At 73.4% G+C, this 19,741-nt stretch carries 23 protein-coding genes and 7 tRNA genes; 14 read left to right on the top strand and 16 right to left on the bottom strand.

The features are described from left to right. Positions 1-71 precede the first annotated feature (71 nt). Positions 72-1,343, bottom strand: a complete 1,272-nt coding sequence (locus tag AB0D99_RS30005) for a hypothetical protein (protein ID WP_362369152.1) — start codon at positions 1,341-1,343, stop codon at positions 72-74. Further along, on the bottom strand, positions 1,343-1,909 hold the full coding sequence (locus AB0D99_RS30000) for a DUF4365 domain-containing protein (RefSeq protein ID WP_362369149.1): 567 nt from the start codon (positions 1,907-1,909) through the stop codon (positions 1,343-1,345). Before AB0D99_RS30000 ends, AB0D99_RS30005 begins: the two co-directional genes overlap by 1 nt. Positions 1,910-2,029: 120 nt before the next feature. Between AB0D99_RS30000 and AB0D99_RS29995 the strand changes: the two genes are divergently transcribed. Next, a complete protein-coding gene (locus AB0D99_RS29995) occupies positions 2,030-2,758 on the top strand; it encodes a 3'-5' exonuclease (RefSeq protein WP_362369146.1) in 729 nt (242 codons plus the stop codon). A gap of 78 nt (positions 2,759-2,836) precedes the next feature. On the opposite strand, the gene AB0D99_RS29990 is transcribed toward AB0D99_RS29995, so the two are convergent. Both AB0D99_RS29990 and AB0D99_RS29985 read right to left on the bottom strand, forming a co-directional pair. Further along, a tRNA-Val gene (locus tag AB0D99_RS29990) sits at positions 2,837-2,908 on the bottom strand. 39 nt (positions 2,909-2,947) lie between these two features. Beyond that, positions 2,948-3,406: an SRPBCC family protein gene (locus AB0D99_RS29985; RefSeq protein ID WP_362369143.1), complete on the bottom strand. Its 459-nt coding sequence runs from the start codon at positions 3,404-3,406 to the stop codon at positions 2,948-2,950. An 83-nt stretch (positions 3,407-3,489) separates the two neighbouring features. Between AB0D99_RS29985 and AB0D99_RS29980 the strand changes: the two genes are divergently transcribed. Further along, positions 3,490-6,198, top strand: coding sequence for a hypothetical protein (locus AB0D99_RS29980; RefSeq protein WP_362369140.1), 2,709 nt, complete (start codon positions 3,490-3,492; stop codon positions 6,196-6,198). A gap of 59 nt (positions 6,199-6,257) precedes the next feature. Here AB0D99_RS29980 and AB0D99_RS29975 read toward each other — a convergent pair. Beyond that, positions 6,258-6,332 (bottom strand) — tRNA-Val (locus tag AB0D99_RS29975). A gap of 54 nt (positions 6,333-6,386) precedes the next feature. Further along, on the bottom strand, positions 6,387-6,809 hold the full coding sequence (locus tag AB0D99_RS29970; protein WP_362369137.1) for a TIGR02611 family protein: 423 nt from the start codon (positions 6,807-6,809) through the stop codon (positions 6,387-6,389). Between the two features lie 189 nt (positions 6,810-6,998). Here AB0D99_RS29970 and AB0D99_RS29965 point away from each other — a divergent pair, with 189 nt between their 5' ends. Continuing rightward, positions 6,999-7,412: an SsgA family sporulation/cell division regulator gene (locus AB0D99_RS29965; RefSeq protein ID WP_015032345.1), complete on the top strand. Its 414-nt coding sequence runs from the start codon at positions 6,999-7,001 to the stop codon at positions 7,410-7,412. 264 nt (positions 7,413-7,676) lie between these two features. Beyond that, positions 7,677-8,234, top strand: a complete 558-nt coding sequence (locus AB0D99_RS29960; RefSeq protein ID WP_362369134.1) for a CGNR zinc finger domain-containing protein — start codon at positions 7,677-7,679, stop codon at positions 8,232-8,234. Positions 8,235-8,253: 19 nt separating this feature from the next. Here AB0D99_RS29960 and AB0D99_RS29955 read toward each other — a convergent pair whose 3' ends face one another. Both AB0D99_RS29955 and AB0D99_RS29950 read right to left on the bottom strand, forming a co-directional pair. Next, on the bottom strand, positions 8,254-8,406 hold the full coding sequence (locus AB0D99_RS29955; protein ID WP_362369131.1) for a hypothetical protein: 153 nt from the start codon (positions 8,404-8,406) through the stop codon (positions 8,254-8,256). A 94-nt stretch (positions 8,407-8,500) separates the two neighbouring features. Beyond that, the gene (locus AB0D99_RS29950; RefSeq protein WP_362369128.1) at positions 8,501-8,929 is read right to left on the bottom strand and encodes a hypothetical protein; all 429 of its coding nucleotides are present in this window, start codon (positions 8,927-8,929) and stop codon (positions 8,501-8,503) included. A 167-nt stretch (positions 8,930-9,096) separates the two neighbouring features. Between AB0D99_RS29950 and AB0D99_RS29945 the strand changes: the two genes are divergently transcribed. Next, entirely contained in the window at positions 9,097-9,612 is a 516-nt protein-coding gene (locus AB0D99_RS29945) for a DsbA family protein (protein ID WP_362369125.1), read from the top strand. A 33-nt stretch (positions 9,613-9,645) separates the two neighbouring features. On the opposite strand, the gene AB0D99_RS29940 is transcribed toward AB0D99_RS29945, so the two are convergent. The 3 genes from AB0D99_RS29940 to AB0D99_RS29930 all read right to left on the bottom strand — a co-directional run bounded on the left by AB0D99_RS29940 (position 9,646) and on the right by AB0D99_RS29930 (position 12,424). Next, positions 9,646-10,485 carry a GNAT family N-acetyltransferase gene (locus AB0D99_RS29940; protein ID WP_362369122.1) on the bottom strand — a complete coding sequence of 280 codons (840 nt, stop codon included), beginning with the start codon at positions 10,483-10,485 and terminating at the stop codon, positions 9,646-9,648. Between the two features lie 62 nt (positions 10,486-10,547). After that, a complete protein-coding gene (locus tag AB0D99_RS29935; protein WP_362369119.1) occupies positions 10,548-11,375 on the bottom strand; it encodes an aminodeoxychorismate lyase in 828 nt (275 codons plus the stop codon). After that, on the bottom strand, positions 11,372-12,424 hold the full coding sequence (locus AB0D99_RS29930; RefSeq protein ID WP_362369116.1) for a chorismate-binding protein: 1,053 nt from the start codon (positions 12,422-12,424) through the stop codon (positions 11,372-11,374). The genes AB0D99_RS29935 and AB0D99_RS29930 overlap by 4 nt, the downstream gene beginning before the upstream one ends. 225 nt (positions 12,425-12,649) lie before the next feature. Here AB0D99_RS29930 and AB0D99_RS29925 point away from each other — a divergent pair. From AB0D99_RS29925 to AB0D99_RS29905, 5 genes are all read left to right on the top strand, one after another. Beyond that, positions 12,650-12,722, top strand: a tRNA-Gly gene (locus AB0D99_RS29925). Positions 12,723-12,761: 39 nt separating this feature from the next. Then, positions 12,762-12,835: transfer RNA gene (locus tag AB0D99_RS29920), tRNA-Cys, on the top strand. A 1-nt stretch (position 12,836) separates the two neighbouring features. Continuing rightward, a tRNA-Val gene (locus AB0D99_RS29915) sits at positions 12,837-12,908 on the top strand. A 34-nt stretch (positions 12,909-12,942) separates the two neighbouring features. Further along, positions 12,943-13,014: transfer RNA gene (locus tag AB0D99_RS29910), tRNA-Val, on the top strand. 39 nt (positions 13,015-13,053) lie between these two features. After that, a tRNA-Val gene (locus AB0D99_RS29905) sits at positions 13,054-13,128 on the top strand. Positions 13,129-13,184: 56 nt separating this feature from the next. Here AB0D99_RS29905 and AB0D99_RS29900 read toward each other — a convergent pair. Beyond that, a complete protein-coding gene (locus AB0D99_RS29900) occupies positions 13,185-13,457 on the bottom strand; it encodes a zf-TFIIB domain-containing protein (protein WP_362369113.1) in 273 nt (90 codons plus the stop codon). A gap of 40 nt (positions 13,458-13,497) precedes the next feature. Further along, on the bottom strand, positions 13,498-14,448 hold the full coding sequence (locus tag AB0D99_RS29895; protein WP_362369110.1) for an aminoglycoside phosphotransferase family protein: 951 nt from the start codon (positions 14,446-14,448) through the stop codon (positions 13,498-13,500). Positions 14,449-14,530: 82 nt separating this feature from the next. On the opposite strand from AB0D99_RS29895, the gene AB0D99_RS29890 reads away from it, so the two are divergent. The 3 genes from AB0D99_RS29890 to AB0D99_RS29880 all read left to right on the top strand — a co-directional run bounded on the left by AB0D99_RS29890 (position 14,531) and on the right by AB0D99_RS29880 (position 16,636). After that, positions 14,531-15,367 (top strand): helix-turn-helix domain-containing protein, encoded by an 837-nt coding sequence (locus AB0D99_RS29890; RefSeq protein ID WP_362369107.1) that lies wholly within the window; start codon positions 14,531-14,533, stop codon positions 15,365-15,367. Between the two features lie 82 nt (positions 15,368-15,449). Then, complete coding sequence (locus AB0D99_RS29885) at positions 15,450-15,920, top strand: cupin domain-containing protein (protein ID WP_362369104.1); 471 nt, start codon at positions 15,450-15,452, stop codon at positions 15,918-15,920. Next, positions 15,917-16,636: a GDSL-type esterase/lipase family protein gene (locus tag AB0D99_RS29880; RefSeq protein WP_362369101.1), complete on the top strand. Its 720-nt coding sequence runs from the start codon at positions 15,917-15,919 to the stop codon at positions 16,634-16,636. The genes AB0D99_RS29885 and AB0D99_RS29880 overlap by 4 nt, the downstream gene beginning before the upstream one ends. A 291-nt stretch (positions 16,637-16,927) precedes the next feature. Here the strand turns inward: AB0D99_RS29880 and AB0D99_RS29875 are convergent, their stop codons facing one another. Together AB0D99_RS29875 and AB0D99_RS29870 are read right to left on the bottom strand one after the other, a co-directional pair. After that, positions 16,928-17,095, bottom strand: a complete 168-nt coding sequence (locus AB0D99_RS29875; protein ID WP_362369098.1) for a hypothetical protein — start codon at positions 17,093-17,095, stop codon at positions 16,928-16,930. A gap of 188 nt (positions 17,096-17,283) precedes the next feature. Next, a complete protein-coding gene (locus AB0D99_RS29870) occupies positions 17,284-17,517 on the bottom strand; it encodes a hypothetical protein (RefSeq protein WP_137990476.1) in 234 nt (77 codons plus the stop codon). Positions 17,518-17,712: 195 nt separating this feature from the next. On the opposite strand from AB0D99_RS29870, the gene AB0D99_RS29865 reads away from it, so the two are divergent. After that, the gene (locus AB0D99_RS29865) at positions 17,713-18,873 is read left to right on the top strand and encodes a protein kinase (protein WP_362369093.1); all 1,161 of its coding nucleotides are present in this window, start codon (positions 17,713-17,715) and stop codon (positions 18,871-18,873) included. 22 nt (positions 18,874-18,895) lie between these two features. On the opposite strand, the gene AB0D99_RS29860 is transcribed toward AB0D99_RS29865, so the two are convergent. Next, a complete protein-coding gene (locus tag AB0D99_RS29860; protein WP_362369090.1) occupies positions 18,896-19,723 on the bottom strand; it encodes an AraC family transcriptional regulator in 828 nt (275 codons plus the stop codon). Positions 19,724-19,741 lie beyond the last annotated feature (18 nt).

Genomic DNA, 19,741 nt, shown 5'->3' with positions numbered 1-19,741 from the left:
CGGCCCTCCCCCTGCTGTCGACGGGGGAACCCCCACCGGGCGCTTCGAGCCGGAGCCCGGGCCCGTGCTCGTCACTCTCCCGGGCCGCACGCCTCCTCGAAGAAGTCGAGGTTCTCGTGGAGGGACTTCATGAGCCGGTCCCGCTCCGCCTCGTCGACCTGCACCGGCACGACACCCGAGGCGTCGGTCAGCCGCCGGAAGCCTCCGCGGCTCTCCAGCCGTCCCACGACCCGGATCGGCAGCCCCACGAGATGGGCGTGGCCGGCCGTGCGGTACGACTCCTCGTCCAGGGTGACCCGCACATGCGGCACCTCCGCCCCGCCCAGGACCCGCAGCCTGACCGTTCCCTCACCGCGCGGCCCGGAACGGCGCATCCGGACGACGGCTCCGGTGATCCGTACCGGTACGGACGGCTCGTCGGTCAGATACCGGGCGCCCGCCTCGCGCAGCGCGGGCAGATCGCCCGCCGAGAACTCGACGGGCTCCGGACGCGCCGCGCAGCCCGTCGGTGTCCCGGCGGCCGGCGCCCACTCCAGCGCGATCCGCGCGCCCTCCGTGCCCCGCACCAGCGCCACCAGGGCCTCGGTGAGTTCGCGGCTCACCCCGGCCTCCACCGCCGCGTCGAAGGCTTCCATGCCACCGGTCGCCCGCTGGTAGTCGGTGGCCTCCCGGGCCGCGTAGAGCGCGTGGTAGAGCCGGACGGCGATCGCCCGGCCGGGGTCGACGGGGACGAACGCGGTCAGCCCGCGGCCGCCGGGCGCCGCGCCCACGACGACGGTCTCCAGGGACGCCTGGGCCTGGCGGCGGTGCCGGGCGCCGTAGTACCCGGCGCGGCCCCGGACGGCGAGCGCGCCGGCGAGGAGGAGCTGGCGGGCGGCCGACCTGAGCTGTTCCTGGACGGTCCAGGGGACGGTCCCCGCGGGTCCGGGCGGTACGTCGCGCCACCAGCGGATCTCGTCGCTGGGCACGGTCAGTCCGACCAGCACCTCCCGGGCGGACGGCGCCGCGCTGTGCTGGAGGGCGGCGAGCGCCTCGCCGAGCAGGTCCTCGCAGTCCGGGAAGGCGCGGCTCTCGGGCACGAGCAGGCTCGTGGTCCCGGCCGAGCCGCCGGACGGCGGCGGGGTCCAGCGGCTGTACCGGCCCGGGGCCCCGCCGCGCCGGCGCCAGCCGTGCCGGGCGAGGAGCGCGCCGAGGACGAGCGGGTCGACCCGTCCGGGGTCCGGCGCGCCTCCGGGATCGGCCCAGGGGCCGCCGGGGTCGCCGGGCGTGGGGTGCGGGCGGAACGGCGGGAGCGCGGGCCCGAATCCGGACCCGCCTCCTGGTTCCTCGATCGGCCGGTGCATCAAGGTCTCCCTCCCACGCCGACCCGGGTCATGATCTCGCAGAGCGCCCGGTCGTCGAAGATCCGTGCCGTGGGTATGCGCACGGTCGTCCGGCGCCGTCCCGTGACCGGGTGGCCGGCCAGGTTGATCCAGTAGCAGCAGTGCCGCAGGTCGAGCCGGTCGTGGCCGGCCCGCAGCCAGTCGTCCTGGGAGCGCGGCACGATCATCACGACCAGGATCTTGTGCACCGAGACCGGGGTCCGCGCCAGCTTCACCAGGTGCTCGTTGTCGAGGGTGAAGGAGAACGCGGGGCCGGTCGGCCGCGGCGCCAGCTGGTAGGTGCACTTGAGCTGCACCTTGATGGTCACTTCGTCGTCGACGGTGTGGCCGGGAGCGCTGTGGCTCACGTGCCAGTCGATGCCGTTGTCCGGAAAGGGCTGCGACAGCGAGCAGCCCGCCGCCGCCGCGACCGCGTGGAGATATCCGACCTGGAGCGTCTCCATGCAGGCGGTGGTGGCGAGTGAGCCGCGCAGCGGTGCTGCCCGCTGGGGCGGCAGCCCTCCCGATTCGGGCTGGGCGAGCGCCATGTCAATTCCCTTCCCCGTCATCTGTGTTGTCACCGGCCCGCGTACGGTGCAAACAGCCCGGGTACAACCGATTTGGGCAGGGGGATCGCCATCTGCCGCAGAGGTGCGAGGAGTTCGGGGATGACGACGCACTGGTACGACGGGCCCCTGGCCGCATTCGACACGGAAACCACAGGAGTGGACGTCGAGGAGGACCGAATCGTCTCGGCCGCCCTCGTCGTCCAGGACACGGCCGGGGCGCGTCCGCGGGTGACGCGCTGGCTGGTCAATCCCGGGGTTCCGGTGCCCGCTGCGGCCACGGCGGTCCATGGTCTGACGGATGAACACCTGCAGCGGAATGGGCGCTGGCCCGCGCCCGTGATGGAGGAGTTGGGGCGGGCGCTCGCCGAGCAGTGTGCGGCGGGGCGGCCGTTGGTGGTGATGAACGCGCCCTTCGATCTGACGATCCTGGACCGCGAGCTGCGGCGCCATCGCGCCTCCTCGCTGGGCCGGTATCTGGAGAACGCGTCGCTGTCCGTGCTGGATCCGCGCGTGCTCGACAAGCATCTGGACCGCTATCGCAAGGGCCGCCGGACGCTGACGGATCTGTGCGCGCAGTACAGCGTGGAGCTGGACGACGCGCACGACGCGGCGGCCGACGCCAAGGCGGCGCTGGACGTCGTACGGGCGGTGGCGCGGCGCTTCACCTCTCGTCTGGAGCGGCTGTCGCCGGCGGAGCTGCACACCTTGCAGGCGGTGTGGCATGCGGCGCAGGCGCGCGGACTGCAGGCGTGGTTCACGCGCAACGGGACACCGGAGACGGTGGATCCGGCGTGGCCGCTCCGTCCGGAGATGCGGACGGCGGCGTGAGGCACGGCCTCGGAACGGCCGTCACGGGCCGGGAATGCGGAAGGCCGGTCCGTCTTTCGACGGACCGGCCTCTCCCGGTGGGCGATACTGGGATCGAACCAGTGACCCCTTCGGTGTGAACGAAGTGCTCTCCCGCTGAGCTAATCGCCCGGGAACGGGTTGAACCATACAGGTTTCCGCGGGCTTCCTTCAAACCGGCTCGGCGGATCCCGCCAGCTCGGCCGCGAGGCCGCGCCGTCCGGCGCGCATCATCAGGGCGTGGTTGGCGCGGAAGACGGGCCGGCCGGGGACCGCGAGGCGGCGCATCAGGGGCCTGGTCACCTCGACCTCCTGCTCGTACACCGCGCGGGTCCCGGGGCTGCGCGGGGTCAGGGTCCAGCGCGCCCAGCCCTCCAGATCGCCGCGCAGCGAGACCTCGAGGACCCGGGCGACGGGGTCCCGGCGCAGGGCCTCCGCGGTGACCACGAGGTCGTACGGGAGCAGGGAGCGGAAGCGGGCCGTGCCGGTGAGCTCGTCGACGGGGACGACCTCGCGGACCTGGGGCCACCACCGGGGGTACTCCTCGGCGCGTTCGAGCACGGCGTAGACCGCGTCGGGCGGGGCGGCCAACTGCCAGACGCTGCGGAAGCGGTAGCGGCACCAGTCCATGTCCCCAGTGTGTACGTACTCAGGCGGGGATATGAGTACCCGCGCGCATACCCCTCCACTGTGTCCGGAGCCACACTCCGCACATGGACAACGCCCTGCCACCCGCGGACGAGCTGCGGCTCATCGACCGCGAGCTGGCCCAACTCGACGCCCGTCGGTCCCAGTTGCTGGCCCGCCGGGCCTGGTTGCTGCAGGTCCTGCGGCCGCCCGCGACCATCCCCGCCCGTTCGCGGGCCGCCACCGGCCCGGTGGCGGACTCGACCCCGCGTAGCGCGCAGAACGTGCTGCTCACCCTGGGCGGGGTGCTGCTGACGATCGCGGCGCTCGCCTTCACGCTGGTGAGCTGGGGCTCGATGGGCATCGGCGGGCGTGCGGCCGTGCTGGGCGTGGTGACCTCGGCGGCGCTCGCCGTGCCGGTGCCGCTGCTGCGCCGTGGCCTCGGCTCCACCGCGGAGTCGGTGGCCGCGCTCGGCCTGGTGCTGATGGTGCTCGACGCGTACGCGCTGCACCGGGTCGCGCTGGGCGACACCGACCCGCTCGGGTACACCGCGGTGGCCTCGGCGGTTCTCGCCGGTGCCTGGACGGTGTACGGATCGGCGCTGGGGCGGCTGCGGGTACCGCTTCCGGTGGCGGTGGTGACGGCTCAGCTCCCGCTGCCGCTCGGCGTGTTGGCCGCGGACGGCGGGGCGCTCGCGCTCGGCTGGGCGGCGCTCGCGACGGCGGTGGCGGACCTGGCCGTGGTGCTGTGGGCGAAGCCGGTGGCGGTGCGGACGACGGCAGGGGTCGGCGCCGCGGTGCTGGGCGGCTGGGCCCTCGTGGCGGGCGGCGTCCTGTCGCTGACGTCGGCGATCCCGGCGGGTGCCCTGCTGCTCGCCTGCGCGGGGGTGGCGCTCTTCCTGGCCATGGGCGCGCCTGCCCGAGGCGGCCCGGGGAGCATGGCCGGGGCGGCGGGGGCCGCGTCCGTGGTGGCGGGTCTCGCGGTGATCGCGGCGGTGGGCGGTGTCCTGCGATCGGTGCTGCCGGGCGACTGGGAGGTGCCGGGGTACGTGCTGTGCGCGGTGGCCCTGGCGACGGTCCTGCGGTCGTCGGCGCCGCGCGTGGTGAAGCGGGGTCTGGCGAGCGCGGGGGCCGGGGTGCTGGCCCTGGGCGTGGCCTGGGCGCTGCCGCCGGTGGCGGCGGCGCTGCTGGCCCCGGCGGCGCGTACGACCCCGGTCTGGTCGGGCGGGCACCCGGAGGCCGTCCTCACCTGGTACCCGTCGACGGCCCCGCTGGTCCTGCTGGTCGCGGCGACGGCCCTGGCCGCGGTGCCGCGCCTCTGGACCCGCTGCGCCGCGCTGCTGCTCGGCTGGGCGCTCCTGACGTCCCTCCCCCTGTCGCTGGACCTCGCCCACACGGCCACCCTGGCGCTCCAGCTCCTGACGACCGCGACGGCGCTGTTCGTGGCGTGCCGTCCGGGCACGCTGACCCGGGGCATCCCTGCTCCGGCCCCGGCCGGAGCGGGCGGCACCGGGACCGGTGCGGAGGCCGGCCCGACGCCGGGTACGGCCGGAGTCGGTGCCGAGGCCGACTCGCGCCGCCCGGCGGGAGCGGGTGACCCGTCCGACGGCACCGTCGGACCCGGTGCGGCCGACGGGCGGGAGGGGGCGGCGTCCGCCACGGCCTCCGGGCCGGAAGCGGGTCCGGCGGCCTCGGCTTCCGGCGCCGGCGCCGATGCGGGCGGCGACGCGACGGCAGTGCCCGGCGTCGCGGAGGCCGGTCCCCGGGGGCCGTGGGCCGGGTGGGGGCCCGGGGCGGCCCCGGGGGCCGGCGCGGCACCGGCGTCGCCGCGGGACGTGCTCGGCTGGAGCGCGCTCGGCTGCGCGCTCGCGACGGCGGCGAGCGCGGTCGCGGCGGCGCTGGACACCCGCGCGGCGACGTTCACCGTGCTGGGCGTGCTGCTCGGGCTCCTCATCACGACCTCGCTCCTCGCGGAGGGCGCGCGGAAGGCCGTGGCGGCCTGTGTCGCGGTCGGTACCGCGGCGGGCCTGGTGGGCGCGGGGGCGGCCGCCGCGGAGCTCCAGGACCACCACACGGCTCTCGCCCTGCTCGTGGTCCCGGCGGTCACCGCGGCCGCCGGAGCGTGGCTGCGGCGGCATCCCGTCGCCCTGCCCGTGGAGATCAGTGGTGCGGCGGTGGCCGTCCTCGCGATCGCCCTGGCCGCCACGCGGCCCGCGTTCCTCGCGCTCGTCCTCGCGCTGTGCGGGGTGCTCGCGGCGGCGACGGCCGTCCGCCCGGAGCGGCGCCCGCTCGCCTCGTGGACGGCCGCTGCGCTCTTCCTCGCGGCCACCTGGGTGCGGCTCGCCGTCTGGGACGTCGAGACCCCGGAGGCGTACACGCTGCCGGTCACCGTCCCGGCGCTCGTGGTCGGCGTGCTGCGCCGGCGCCGCGACCCCGGGACCTCCTCCTGGGTGGCGTACGGCCCGGGGCTGGCCGCGACGCTGGTGCCGAGCCTGTTCGCCGCCTGGGTCGACCCCGACTGGCCGCGCCCGCTGCTCCTCGGCCTCGCCGCGCTCGCGGTGACGCTGCTGGGCGCCCGGTTCCGGCTGCAGGCGCTGCTCGTGCTCGGCGGCTCGGTGCTCGCGCTCGACGGGCTGCACGAGCTGGCGCCGTACGTCGTCCAGGTCGTCGGGGCCCTCCCCCGCTGGCTGCCCCCGGCACTGGCCGGACTGCTGCTCCTCGCGGTGGGCGCGACGTACGAGCAGCGGCTGCGCGACGCCCGGCGGCTCCGGGAACGGCTCGGCCGCATGCGGTGACGTGCCGGGGAACGCCGAAGGCCCGGAGACTGGTCCAGTCTCCGGGCCTTCGGTCCGGGTGGTGGGCGATACTGGGTTCGAACCAGTGACCTCTTCGGTGTGAACGAAGCGCTCTCCCACTGAGCTAATCGCCCGGGCGCACCGCAAACATTACCCCATGTCAGAGGCGCGCCGGACCGCCCTCCAGGTCAGTCGTTGATCTTCCACGGCATGACGAGGCCGTACTTCCAGAGGTAGAAGCCGAGCAGCAGGGCGACGATCACCAGGCCGATGGTGGTCAGGATGATGTTCCGGCGCCGGACCTTCGGATCGAGGGCGCGCTGCGCCGCCTCGGTGACCTTCCGCTTCGTCCAGCGGAGCACCAGCTGCGCCCACACGAACTCGGTCGCCCAGATCGCCATGCCACCGAAGATCACCACCCAGCCGGGGCCCGGCAGCACCAGCATCGCGACACCGGCGCCGACCACGGCCAGTCCCACGACGAAGACGCCGACCTGCCAGCTCAGGTGCAGGGTCTTGCGTGCCTTGATGAAATCGGGGGCCCGGGATCCCAGCTCGGACTCCCCGTCGGCCGCGGACTCCCCGGTGCGCTCGTCACTCTCCGCATTCATGGTCCCAACTTACCGGACCCGACGCCCTCACCCGTTCAGCCGCATTACCAAAAGTTACACACCCCCGAACGAGCTACCTGAACGATCACAAAACAGACAGAGGGGTTTACAACGGCACCGTAGGTGGCATGTCGATTTCGCCGACGTGCGAATCCCCGAGCGCACACTGAGCGAAAGGCCCTGGCGCTTATGAACACCACGGTCAGCTGCGAGCTGCACCTGCGCCTCGTTGTATCGAGCGAGTCCTCACTGCCTGTACCCGCGGGCCTGCGGTATGACACGGCCGATCCCTATGCCGTGCACGCCACCTTCCACACCGGAGCCGAGGAGACGGTCGAGTGGGTCTTCGCCCGCGACCTTCTCGCCGAGGGGCTGCACCGGCCCACCGGCACCGGCGACGTCAGAGTCTGGCCGTCCCGCAGTCACGGTCAGGGCGTCGTCTGCATCGCGTTGAGTTCCCCCGAGGGCGAAGCCCTGCTCGAGGCCCCGGCGAGGGCCCTGGAGTCGTTCCTGAAGCGGACCGACGCCGCCGTGCCACCGGGCACCGAGCACCGCCACTTCGACCTCGATACGGAGCTCTCCCACATCCTGGCCGACAGCTGAGCCAGGCCGAGAGCCGCACGGCGCCGTCCGACTCGGGGAGACGGCGCCGCGCGGACAAAACGAACGGCAGACATCGGCGTCCTCACCGCGCAGCCGGCGCGAGGAGGGCGCCGATGCCCGTTTCCGGGTCGGGGACGGCAGGTCGGAGCATGGTTTCGGCCCCGTACCGGCCCGCTTTCGGACCGCTCCGGGCGACACGCCACGAAGCCGCTAGAGTCAGCGCAATTCGCGGGCGCCCGCCCGCAGCCGGCCATGGAGCGAATCGTGCTGATCCCTCACGACACCCGGATCGCCCTCGACACCGTCGTCGATCTGATGAACACCGCCCCCCAGGGCGACCGCGACGACGAACTCGGGGACCTCCAGTCGCTGCACACCTTCGTGCGGGCGCATGACATCAGTGACGTCGGCGAGCTCGACGAGAACGACCTGCGCGGCGTGCGGGAGGTGCGCGCCAGGTTCGCCGCCGTCTTCGCGGCGCCGGACGCGCGGATCGCGGCGACGCTGATCAACCAGCTGGTGGCCGCCGCGGGCACGACCCCGCAGCTCACCGACCACGACGGCTACGACTGGCACGTGCACTACTTCGCGCCGGGCGCGTCGATCGCCGACCACCTCGGCGCGGACTGCGGCATGGCGCTGGCCTTCATCGTGGTGGCGGGCGAGCAGGAGCGGCTGCGGCGCTGCGAGGCCCCGGACTGCGGGCGCGCCTTCGTCGACCTGTCCCGCAACCGTTCGCGCCGGTACTGCGACAGCCGTACCTGCGGTAACCGTCTCCATGTGGCCGCGTACCGGGCGCGGCGCAAGGAAGCCGCCGGCTGATCAGCCGCGATCGCGCCCCTCACAGCAGGAAGAGGTCGTGCACGGCGGACAGCAGGAGCAGACAGCCGATCACCGCGAGGAAGATCATCAGCGGCGGCTGGGAGAGCGCGAACAGGCAGCCGCGCGGCTCTTCGGTGGGGGCGGGGGCATGATCCCGCGAGGTATCCAGCATCTCGGGGCGATGATGGCGCAGCGAAGCCCCCGGACCGCCCGCAACACGCCCCTCGGGGAGGGCAGTTCATCCCATCCCGTGGATTGCGCGCCCGTCAGATCCCGTGCTTCTTCAGGATCGCCTCGATGTCGCTGAAGTCGTCCGCGGCCTGCTGCGCCTGCGCCTTCGGTGTCGCACCGCGCTGCCCCTGCCCCAGCGCGGGAGCGGAAGCGGCCGGCGCGGCGACGGCACCGGGCCGGGAGCCCTCGGTGGCCTCCTTGCGTCCCGCCCGGCGCCGCTCGATCGCGCGCGTGGACATGAAGAGCAGCAGGGCCGCGCCGAGGACGCCGAAGCCGACCCAGGCGGTCGGGCTGAAGACCGTGTCGAAGGCCCACTCCACCGCCCCGGTCAGGACCAGTCCGAGGGGCACGAGCGAGTAGGCGGCGATCCGCGCCGCGGCGAGCAATCGCTTGCGGTACGCCGTGATCGCGGCGATGCCCAGCCCCGCCACGGACACCGCGGAAAAGATGGTCTCGGCGAGCATGCGATCCTCCTGGGCCAGGGCGATACGTCCCTTCCATCCTGCACCGACGAGGCCGCTCGCGGCCACGTTCCCGGGCGGACCTCAGGGAGATCTCCGGGTCGTCCCCCACGGATCTCCTCCTCAGGTCCCGGTGGGAACGGTTCCCGGGCGGCTGGAAGACTGCTCCCATGAGTGACTCCACCACCCCGTCCCCCTCCCCCGTCGTCGTGGAGGTCTGGCTCGACCTCCAGTGCCCCGACTGCTTCCGCGCCCTCGACGACGTGCGGGCGCTGCGCGAGAAGTACGGCGAGCGCGTCGACGTCCAGCAGCGCCACTTCCCGCTGGAGAAGCACAAGCACGCCTACGCCGCCGCCCAGGCCGCCGAGGAGGCGGCCGAGCAGGGCAAGGGCTGGCCGTACGTGGAGGCGCTGCTCGCCAGGACGGCGGAGCTGGGCGACCGGGGCGAGCCGGTGCTCCTGGAGGTCGCGAGCGAACTGGGCCTGGACGCGGAGGAGTTCGACACCGCGCTGATCGACGGCCGGCATCTGCTGACCGTGGACGCCGATCAGGCGGAGGGCAAGGCGATCAAGGTCACCGGTACGCCCACCTATGTCGTCGGCGGCGAGCGCCTGGACGGCGGCCAGAGCCAGGACGGCCTGCGCGAGCGCGTCGAGGAGATCACCGACCGGCTGCTGGCCGGCTAGGGCGCGCGACGGGCCCGACTGCCGATACCTGCGCTAGAGCAGGGGCTTCCAGCTGTTGACGCAGGTCGTCCGGTAGCCGAGCGACTCGTAGAGCCGGATCGCCGGGGTGTTGCCCGCGAAGACATGGAGTCCGAGCAGGCGCTCCCCGGCGCCGAGCGCGACCCGCTCGGCCAGCAGCATCAGGGCGCGGCCGTAGCCGTGCCCGCGCCGTGCCTCCGCGACCTCGATGTCGTAGACGAAAGCGCCGTGGAGCCCCGGTTCGAGCTCGATCCGGCCGGTCCACAGGACCCCGGCGACCTCTCCGTCCGCCACGGCGACGTTGATCGCCACACCGGGCGTGGCGAGTCCCTGCGGGAGGTGCGTGCGGTTGCCGGCCTCGGCCTTGGCCCGCGCCTGGTCCTCCGGCACGCCCCGGTCGATCCAGCTCCGCGCGAAGGCTTCCATGGCCTTGGCCCGCCAGTCCCCGTACTCCGCCTCGGTCATGGGGCGGACCGTGATCCCCGGGGGCAGCTCGGGCGGCTCGCCCGGCAGCTCCTTGACCATGTTCCGGCTGCGCTCGGTGTAGCCGAGGGCCTCCGCCATCCGCAGCGCCGCCCCGGCGTCCGCCGGTACGGAAATCTGGACCTGGCCGCAGCCCCAGCCGCGCAGCACCTCTTCCGCCGCCAGCGCCGCGACCGTGCCCCGGCCGCGGCGGCGGTCCTTCTCGTCGATGCCCAGAGCCTCGATCACCCCGGCCCCGGCGCCGAATCCGGGGGCGGTGGCCAGGCGCACGGAGCCGACGCGGCGGCTGTTCACACACACGTCGTACGTGCGGGAGCGGTCGCCGCCGGGGGTCTGCTGAAGCGGCCCGGTCGGCCGCAGGGTGGTGGTCATCACCGGTGTTCTACCCTCCCGGCGGCCGTCCGTCATCAGGATTGACGCGTGGGAGGTGCGATTCAGCGGCGCGGGTCCCTGTCGGCCGCCGCGCGCTCGTCGAAGACACGCATGGCCTTGGCGGTCACCGGTCCCGGGGCGGCGGTCAGCTCGCGGCCGTCGACCCGGTGGACGGCCTGGATGTCCCGAAGGGTCGAGGTCAGGAAGATCTCCTCCGCGCTCTCCAGCACGTCGAACGGGAGATCGGTCTCCTGCGCGCCGGTCCACTCCACCGCGAGGGCGCGGGTGATGCCCGCCAGGCAGCCGGAAGAGACGGGCGGGGTGTGGATCCGCCCGTCGAGCACGACGAAGACGTTGGATCCGGTGCCCTCGCAGAGCCGGCCGACGGTGTTGGCGAACAGCGCCTCGGAGGCGCCCTGTTCGCGCGCCCTGGCCAGGGCGACGACGTTCTCGGCGTACGAGGTGGTCTTCAGACCGGTGACCGCTCCGCGCTCGTTGCGGGTCCAGGGGACCGTGATCACGGCGGTCGAGTCGGGGCGACGGCCGGACTCGCCGAGCGCCACGACCAGCCCGGCGCCCTCGTCTCCCCGCTCGGAGCCCAGCGGGGAGACTCCGCCGGTGTACGTGATGCGGAGCCGGCCGAGCTCCATCGGGTTGGCCTCCAGGACGGCGGCGCAGGCGCGGCGGACCTCGTCGAGGTCGGGGTCGGGCAGGCCGAGCCCGCGCGCGGAGCGGGTGAGGCGCTCCAGGTGCAGGGTGAGGGCGAAGGTCTCGCCGCGCTCGGCCTTGACCGTCTCGAAGACGCCGTCGCCGACGGTCAGGCCGTGGTCCAGTACGGACACCCGGGCTTCCGCCGCGTCGTACAGCCCGCCGTTGACCCAGAGTTTCATCGCGATATGGCCTTTCCGCTCGCCTCGTACGTGCCCGACGCTACCGCCAGCAGACGGGACGCCTTCAATTCGGTCTCCGCCCACTCGTGCTCGGGGTCGGAGCCCCAGGTGATGCCGGCGCCGGTGCCGAAGCGAAGGACGCCCTCGGCGCGGTCGATCCAGAAGGTGCGTATGCCGACGGCGAGCTCGGCGGTGCGGCGGTCGGCGTCGACCCAGCCGATGCCTCCGCAGTACGGGCCCCGGGGCGCGGTCTCCAGCTCCTCGATGATCCGCAGGGCGCTGGACTTCGGGGCGCCGGTGACGGAGCCGGGCGGGAAGGTCGCGCCGAGCAGCTCCCGCCAGCCCGCGCGGTCGTCGAGAACGCCCCGGACCGTGGACACCAGGTGGACGAGGCCGGGGTGGGGTTCGACGGCGCACAGCTCGGGGACGGTGACCGAGCCGCTCGCGCAGACCCGGCCGAGGTCGTTCCGCACGAGGTCCACGATCATCACGTTCTCCGCGTGGTCCTTCTCCAGGAGGCCGTCGGCGGTCCGCGCGGTGCCCTTGATGGGGCCGGACTCGACCACGCGTCCCTCACGGCGCAGATAGAGCTCGGGCGACGCGGTCGCGATCTCCACCCCGTGGGCGGGCAGCCGAATCGTTCCCGCGTACGGGGCGGGGTTGCCGCTGGCCAGGACGGCGGTGAGGGCGTCGACGTCGGCGGCCCGCGGGTCGGACAGCGGCGCGGACATCACGCGGCAGAGGTTCGCCTGGTACACCTCCCCCCGCGCGATGTGCGCCCGGATCGCTCGCACGCCCGCGGTGTACGCGGCGCGGTCGAGCGAGGACGTCCAGTCACCCACGGCCGGACCGCGCCAGGCCCCGGGGGCGGGCGCACGGACGGGGTCGGGCCGCACGTCACCGAAGCGCGCGCAGGTCAGACGGCCCTCGAAGTCCGCGGAGACGGCCCAGAAGCCGGCGGAGTCCAGGGCCTCGGGGTCACTGGTGACATCCCGGAGGTCGGTCGCGACGAGGCCGCCGAAGCGGGCCAGAGGAGCAAGGTCGGGCACGGATCGAGTCTAGGCGGGCGCGCGCGGAAGGGGCGGCGAGGCATGCGGGCGAGGGCGGCTGCGAGCCACCTCGGGGACACGAGGAGTGAACGCCGCGCGGACGCTCCCGGCCGCCCGGCTGGGCACGCAGCTCAGCACGCTGCGGAAACGCGTTTTTGTGCTGGCCCAGGAATCCGCTAGAGTTCAACACGTCGCCGGGACGCGCAAGCGGAACGGAAACGACAAGCGGACGTGGCTCAGTTGGTAGAGCATCACCTTGCCAAGGTGAGGGTCGCGAGTTCGAATCTCGTCGTCCGCTCGATGTGGGGGATCTTCCCGAACCCCCGTATTCACTCCTGGTGGAGTGGCCGAGAGGCGAGGCAACGGCCTGCAAAGCCGTCTACACGGGTTCAAATCCCGTCTCCACCTCCAAGGACGATTAGCTCAGCGGGAGAGCGCTTCCCTGACACGGAAGAGGTCACTGGTTCAATCCCAGTATCGTCCACTGATCCGTAAGGATCTGGTCCGCAAGGATCCCCGCGCGATTAGCTCAGCGGGAGAGCGCTTCCCTGACACGGAAGAGGTCACTGGTTCAATCCCAGTATCGCGCACGCAGTAACAGCTGGTCCTGTATCGTTCAGGATCGTCCCGCGCGATTAGCTCAGCGGGAGAGCGCTTCCCTGACACGGAAGAGGTCACTGGTTCAATCCCAGTATCGCGCACCACCTCGAAGCCCCCGGCCGCATCTCGCGGCCGGGGGCTTCGTCGTTCCCGCTCCCGCTCAGGAGGAGAAGAGCATCCGGCCGAAGCCGCGCTGGTGGTGGTGACCGCCGTGGTGGCCGCCGTGGTGCGGGGCGCCCCAGGCGGGGGCGGCCGGCGCGGGGTAGGCCGGCGGCGCCGGCGGGGCCTGCTGCCCCCACTGGGACTCCAGCCGGGTCAGGGCCTCCAGCTCGCCGTAGTCCAGGAATATCCCACGGCAACCGCTGCACTGCTCGATCTGGACGCCGTTGCGGTTGTACGTGTGCATGGCCGCATGACACTTGGGACACTGCATGTTCGGCTCAACTCCCTGCCGTTCGGATGGTGCTCTCAGCTTAGGAGGACGCAGGCGGGGTCAACTCGGTTCGGAGCGAACCTATTCGCGCACAGGTGTCGATCATCACTTCCTCGACCTCGTCGAGGGGGCGCCTCTCCACGGTGGACTTGGCGACGGCGAGCGCGGCGGTCTGGACGGTCAGCGCGCGGGCGGGGACGTCGAGTTGGGCCCACGGGTCGTGGACGGTGACGGCGGGGCCCTCGGCCTGGTGGTACGCGCCGAGGAAGCGCGACCACACGTCCGGGGGCAGGATGCCTGCGGCGAACCAGGCGGCGGGCCGGGCGAGGTCCCAGGCCGGATCGCCCAGGCCGAGGTCGTCCACGTCGATGAGGAGCCAGGGCCCCTCGGACGTCCGCGGATCGCGCACCAGCTGGCCGAGGTGGAAGTCGCCGTGGCAGAGCAGGCGCCGGTCGGCCGGCTGCCGCGGGAGGGTGCGCCACGCGCTCAGCACGGCCTCGACGGCGGGGCGGGGCGCGCCGTCGGCCCGGCGCATCCGCTCGACCGCGAGGGCGGCCTTGGCGGGCGCGCGCATGGCCGGGAGCGCGGGAGGCGGCGGGGTGCGGTGGAGCCGCGCGAGCAGCCGCGCCGCGTCCTCCCAGGGGGCGGCGTCGGGATCGTCGGGGGCGACGGGGGTGCCGTAGGGCCAGGCGGTGAGGGGGCGGGCGTCATGGGTGCGCGCGTCGTGTGTGCCGGCCGGTCGGGCGTGGGGCGGGAGGAGGACCCCGTCGAGCGCGTCGAGCGCGGCGACTGCGATCCGGGCGGCGTGCGCGCCGGGGTCGATGCCGGGAGCGTGTGCCTTGACCACGACGGCGCCGTGCCGGACGACGGTGCCGTCGTCACGGTCGGCGAGGACGCCCGTGGTGTGCGGGGCGCACGGACAGGCCGGGTCGGCGCGATGCGCGGTCTCGCGCGCGAGGGCGCCGAGTTCTTCGAGTAGATCGTGCTCCACGCGGGGAGCGTACGCGGTGCGGTGCCCGCGGCCCGGACCGTCCCTGGTCCTCCTGGGCCGGGCGGCTCGTACACTGCCGAAAATGGAGGACCACACGGCCACCGGGATCCGTGCGCATCCGGCTCCCGTCCTGCGGCAGTACGTCGACTCGTATGTCGGCTTCGACCTCCGAGGGCTCCCGACAGGGGTGCACTGCGGCCCGCCGAGCCGCGCGCTCACCGCGGTGATCAGCCTGTCGGATCCTTTGGAGGTGGCGGCGGGCGTCGACGACGGGTCACCGGTCACCCGATTCGGCAGCGTGGCCGGCGGTCTGATGTGCCGGTCCGTCGCGATTCACCACGACGGACGCCAGCACGGAGTTCAGGTGTCGCTGACACCGCTCGGGGCTCGGGCCGTCTACAGGATGCCCGCCGCCGAGCTCGCCCACCGTCTGGTCCCCCTCGACGAGCTTCTCGGACCGCTTGCCGTCGAGCTGGTCGACCGGCTCCGATCGGCGACGACATGGGCCGCGCGGTTCACCGTGCTGGACGACGTGCTCCTCCGAGCCGTCGGCCGTGGCGCCTGCGGCGACCCTGTGCGCCGGGTACGCCCCGAGGTGGCCGAGGCGTGGCGCCGTCTCGTCGCCGCGCGGGGTTGCGTCCAGGTCGGTGCGGTCGCCGCGGAGCTCGGCTGGAGCCGTCGGTACCTCTCCGAGCGGTTTCGAGGTGAGGTGGGCCTGTCGCCGAAGACCTTCGCCCGCGTCCTGCGCTTCGAGCACGCGCACGAGCTGGCGGTGGCGCAGGACCCGCTTCCGTGGGGCGATGTGGCAACCGTCTCCGGCTACGCCGACCAGGCCCATCTCGTACGGGACTGGCGCGAGTTCACCGGCCGATCGCCGACGGCGTGGCGTCGCGGCGAAGTCCTCCTCGGAGCCGGGTAGCCGCCAACAGTCCGCCCGTGGCGTCGAGTTCTCTTCCCTTTTCTTCAAGACTGCCCCGTCGCTGTCGCGGACGATCGTCGGTATGAGACTCGTCAACCACGAACGCGATGCCGTGGACCTGCGGACCACCCCTGTGCACCTCGGACTGGGATCGAGGGCGAAGCCCGTCGAGGGCTTCGCCTGGGACCCGGAGGTGCTCCAGGCATACAGCGCCGCGGTCGCGGCGGACGGCGCCGAGGGCCGAATGGTGATGATCTTCGACGGCGACGGGCTCGGCGACCACTGGGAGAGCCACCCGGCAGGCGACGAACTGGTCGTCTGCCTCAGCGGGTCCGTGACGGTCACCCGCGAGGTGGACGGGGTGCCCGACCGCGTGCTGCTCGGGCCGGGCGAGGCCACCGTCAACCCGGCCGGGGTATGGCACGCGGTCGACATGGAGGGGCCGTCATCCCTCCTGGCCATCACGGCGACCCTCGGCACCGACCACCGTCCTCGGACCGACACCCGCCCGACCGGACGCGTCGGCACGCCCAGCCCGGAGGAGGCGCCGTGAGGACACGCGTCGCCTGCCTCGGGGACAGCCTCACCCGCGCGCAGTTCAGCGTCGACTACCTGGGTCTTCTCGAACGACGTCACCCTCCCGGTGACGTGCGGTCCGCCCGCTTCGGGGTCAACGGCGACTTCGCCCACAACCTCTTGCAACGCCTCGATGCCGTCGTCATGAACCCACCCGATGTGATCACCGTGCTGATCGGGACCAACGACGCCCGAGCGAGCCTCGCCGGCTACCCCGTCGAGCAGGCCATGAAGCGCAAACAGCTCCCCCATCGCCCGTCGGCAGGCTGGTTCCAACAATGCCTGGGCGCCGTCGTCGCGCGGCTGCGAGCGGAGACCGACGCGACGATCGGTCTGCTGTCGCTACCGGTGCTCGGCCAACAACTCGACGGAGCGGCGGCACAGGCATCGCAGGCGTACAGCCGGTTGATCGCCGAGGTCGCCGCCGCCGACGAGGTGGCCTACCTTCCGCTCCACGAACGCCAGAGCGAGGAACTGCGCCAGGCGGACCCGCCGCCGGTTCCCTACCGGGAGGCGACGCCCGCGGCGGTCGTCGGCGTCCTCGTCGAGCAGGCGGTGCTGCGCCGCAGCCTCGACGCGATCTCACGGCGGCGAGGTCTCGTGCTCACGACCGACCACATCCACCAGAACAGCCGCGGCGCCACCCTTGTCGCCGAGGTCATCGACGCCGGCCTGCTGACCCGGAGCTCGTAGCCGGTGTCGGCGCCCGGCCGGTGAACAGGTTCTGGTCGTAGGCACGCGCGTGGGTGAGGGCGGAGGCGACCGCGGTCGAGCCCTGGCCCCACGGCTCGGTGCTGCGGGCGGCGAAGGCGGCGCCGGACTGCCTCACCGCATCCCCCGGGGTGGCCCGGTCCGGAACGCGCGAGGGCCGGTCAGCTCCCCAGCTGACCGGCCCCACGCTGCCGTCCGCCGCACCCCCGTCCCCACGGGGTTGTTGGCCGGATGTCCCCGACCCGGGCCGCTCTCCCGGGTCCGGGGCGCCGCTCAGCGCCCCAGCATCACGCCCACGGACGACGCCTGTGTGACCACTGCCTCCCAGCCGCCGAAGACGACCACCAGCAGGGTCGCGAGAGGAAGGACCATGGCGGTCGCCACCAGGGGGTGACGGCGGCCCGAAGGACGGGTACTGATCCGCGGTGCCGGGTACGCCATGGGTCCTCTCCTGTCTCGTCTGACAGCGGCGGGTGTCTGACCTCGGGGGACGAGTGCTGCACCCGCCGCTTGACCTCAACACTAGGGATCCGAAGCGGTCCGGACGTCATGCCCGCGTACCGATCTACGGGCCTCCATGAGGATGACGAGTACCCCCATGGCGTACTCCCCTGGGTGGAGAGCCGGCCCTAGGACTGAGGGTCTTCCCTGAGGGGGACCGGCTGCTCGACCAGCGCGAGGACCCGGCTGGCCATGAAGCGGGCCGTCCGCACGACCACCCCGGTCCGCGTGACTTCGCTCACTTCCACCACCCCCCGCCGTACCGCCGTCTCCACCCTCCGGCCCGCCCGGCTTGCCACCACTTCGTACGTCCGTGTCGTGTCCCCCGCATCCACGACTATCTCCACACGATCACCCTTCATCGACCGAATCCCCCTTCTGCGATTGGATGTTGGAGAATCCCGCGGCCGGGTCGGGCGGTCGCGCCGCCCGCCTGACCACCCCTCAAGTGTCCTCCCCAGCACTGACAATCGATGCGGTCGCGAGGGCGCGGCCTATGAGCACACCGGGGCGGCAATACGTAAGCTGTGCCACGTCGAACGGACGAGGGGACGGACATGGCGATGATGCGGCTCCGGCGCGAGGATCCGCGGATCGTCGGGTCGTTCCGGCTCCACCGGCGACTCGGCGCCGGCGGCATGGGTGTCGTGTACCTGGGCTCCGACCGCCGTGGTCAGCGGGTCGCGCTGAAGGTGATCCGGCCCGATCTGGCCGAGGACCAGGAGTTCCGGTCGCGGTTCGCCCGCGAGGTCTCCGCCGCCCGGCGGATCCGGGGCGGCTGCACCGCCCGGCTGGTCGCCGCCGACCTGGAGGCCGACCGCCCCTGGTTCGCCACCCAGTACGTGCCCGGCCCCTCGCTGCACGACCGGGTCGCGGAGGAGGGCCCCCTGCGGGCCGCCGACGTGGCCGCGATCGGGGCGGCCCTCTCGGAGGGCCTGGTCGCCGTCCACGAGGCCGGGGTGGTCCACCGGGACCTCAAGCCCTCGAACATCCTGCTCTCCCCCAAGGGTCCGCGGATCATCGACTTCGGCATCGCCTGGGCCACCGGTGCGAGCACCCTCACCCATGTGGGGACGGCCGTCGGCTCCCCCGGCTTCCTCGCACCCGAACAGGTGCGGGGCGCGGCCGTCACCCCGGCGACCGACGTGTTCTCGCTGGGCGCCACCCTGGCGTACGCCTCGATGGCGGACTCACCCTTCGGGCACGGCAGTTCGGAGGTCATGCTCTACCGGGTGGTGCACGAGGAACCACAGCTGAACGGCGTACCGGACGCGCTGGCCCCGCTCGTCCGGGCCTGTCTGGCGAAGGATCCCGAGGAGCGCCCCAGCACCCTGCAGCTCTCGATGCGGCTCAAGGAGATCGCGGCCCGCGAGGCCCAGGGACTGCCCGCCGCCCGCCCGCCGGTGCAGCGGGAGCGTACGGAACAGACGGCCGACAACCGGCCGACCGAGCGGTACACCGAACGCACCACCCAGGGCCGGGCCCAGAACCCGGCCTCCCGGCCGTCCGCCCCCCGCACGGGCGGCGGCTCCGCGCGGGCCCCGCAGTCCCGGCCCAACGGGCGCCCCGCGCCGTCCCGGCCCGGCGGCGCGCGCACCACCTCGACCGGGCGCCGGCCGGCCAACCCGCGTCTGCTGCGCCAGCGGCTCTTCGTCTTCGTCGTGGTGACGCTGGTCGTGGCCCTGGGCATCGCGGCCGCCCAGGCGCTCCAGGGCTGAGGTCTCCGACCGGCCCTCGGAATCAGCCGCGGTCCGCGCGTCCGGTGCGGGCGTACCGGCCCGGAGTGACGCCCCAGACCCGCTGGAAATGGCGGGTGAGGTGGGACTGGTCGTAGAAGCCGGTGGAGGCGGCCACCTCACCGGGCGGCGCGCCGTCGAGGAGCAGCCGGCGGGCGAGGCCCACGCGGCGGGACATCAGGTACTGGTGGGGCGCGATCCCGAACGCGGCGCTGAAGGCACGGACGAGGTGCGCGGGATGGGCGTGGAGGACGGAGGCGGCCTCCTGGAGCGTGGTCCCCTCGCGCAGCCGGGTGTCGAGGAGGTCCCGGAAGTCCTGCGCGATTCCGGGGTCGCGCACGCCCCTGTCGGGCCCCTCCGCGAGCTCGGCCGCCGGGGCCGGGCCCAGGTGGGCGCGCAGGCGCCGGCCGATCAGCGCGAGGCGGCTCTCCGCCTCCAGCTCGTCACCCGGCCGTGCGAGAGCGGTGTGCACCTGCTCGACCCGTCGCCGCAGCACGGGGTCGACCAGGTCGGGCCGGTCCACCGCCGCCCCGATCAGGCCCTCGTCCAGGTGCGTCAGGTCGAGGTACAGCACCCGCTTGCGGAAGCCGTGGGCGGTGGCGGGCGAGCCGTTGTGCGGGACGTACGGCGGGAGCAGACTGACGGTGCCGTTCGGGGTGCCGCGCTCGTGGCGGTCCAGGTCGTAGCGGACCGCGCCGTCGTCGACGATGAGGAGCGTCCAGTCGTCGTGGACGTGCATCGGGTACGCGTGCTCGGTGAAACGCGCGTGGAAGACCTCCGTGACCCCCGGCACCGCCGGGCGCCATGCGGAGATCTCCTGCCGGGACGTCATGCAAAGAACGTACAAGAC

The organism is Streptomyces sp. NPDC047971 (assembly GCF_040653355.1).
Taxonomy (GTDB): domain Bacteria; phylum Actinomycetota; class Actinomycetes; order Streptomycetales; family Streptomycetaceae; genus Streptomyces.
This window is presented reverse-complemented; position numbering and strand designations above follow the sequence as displayed.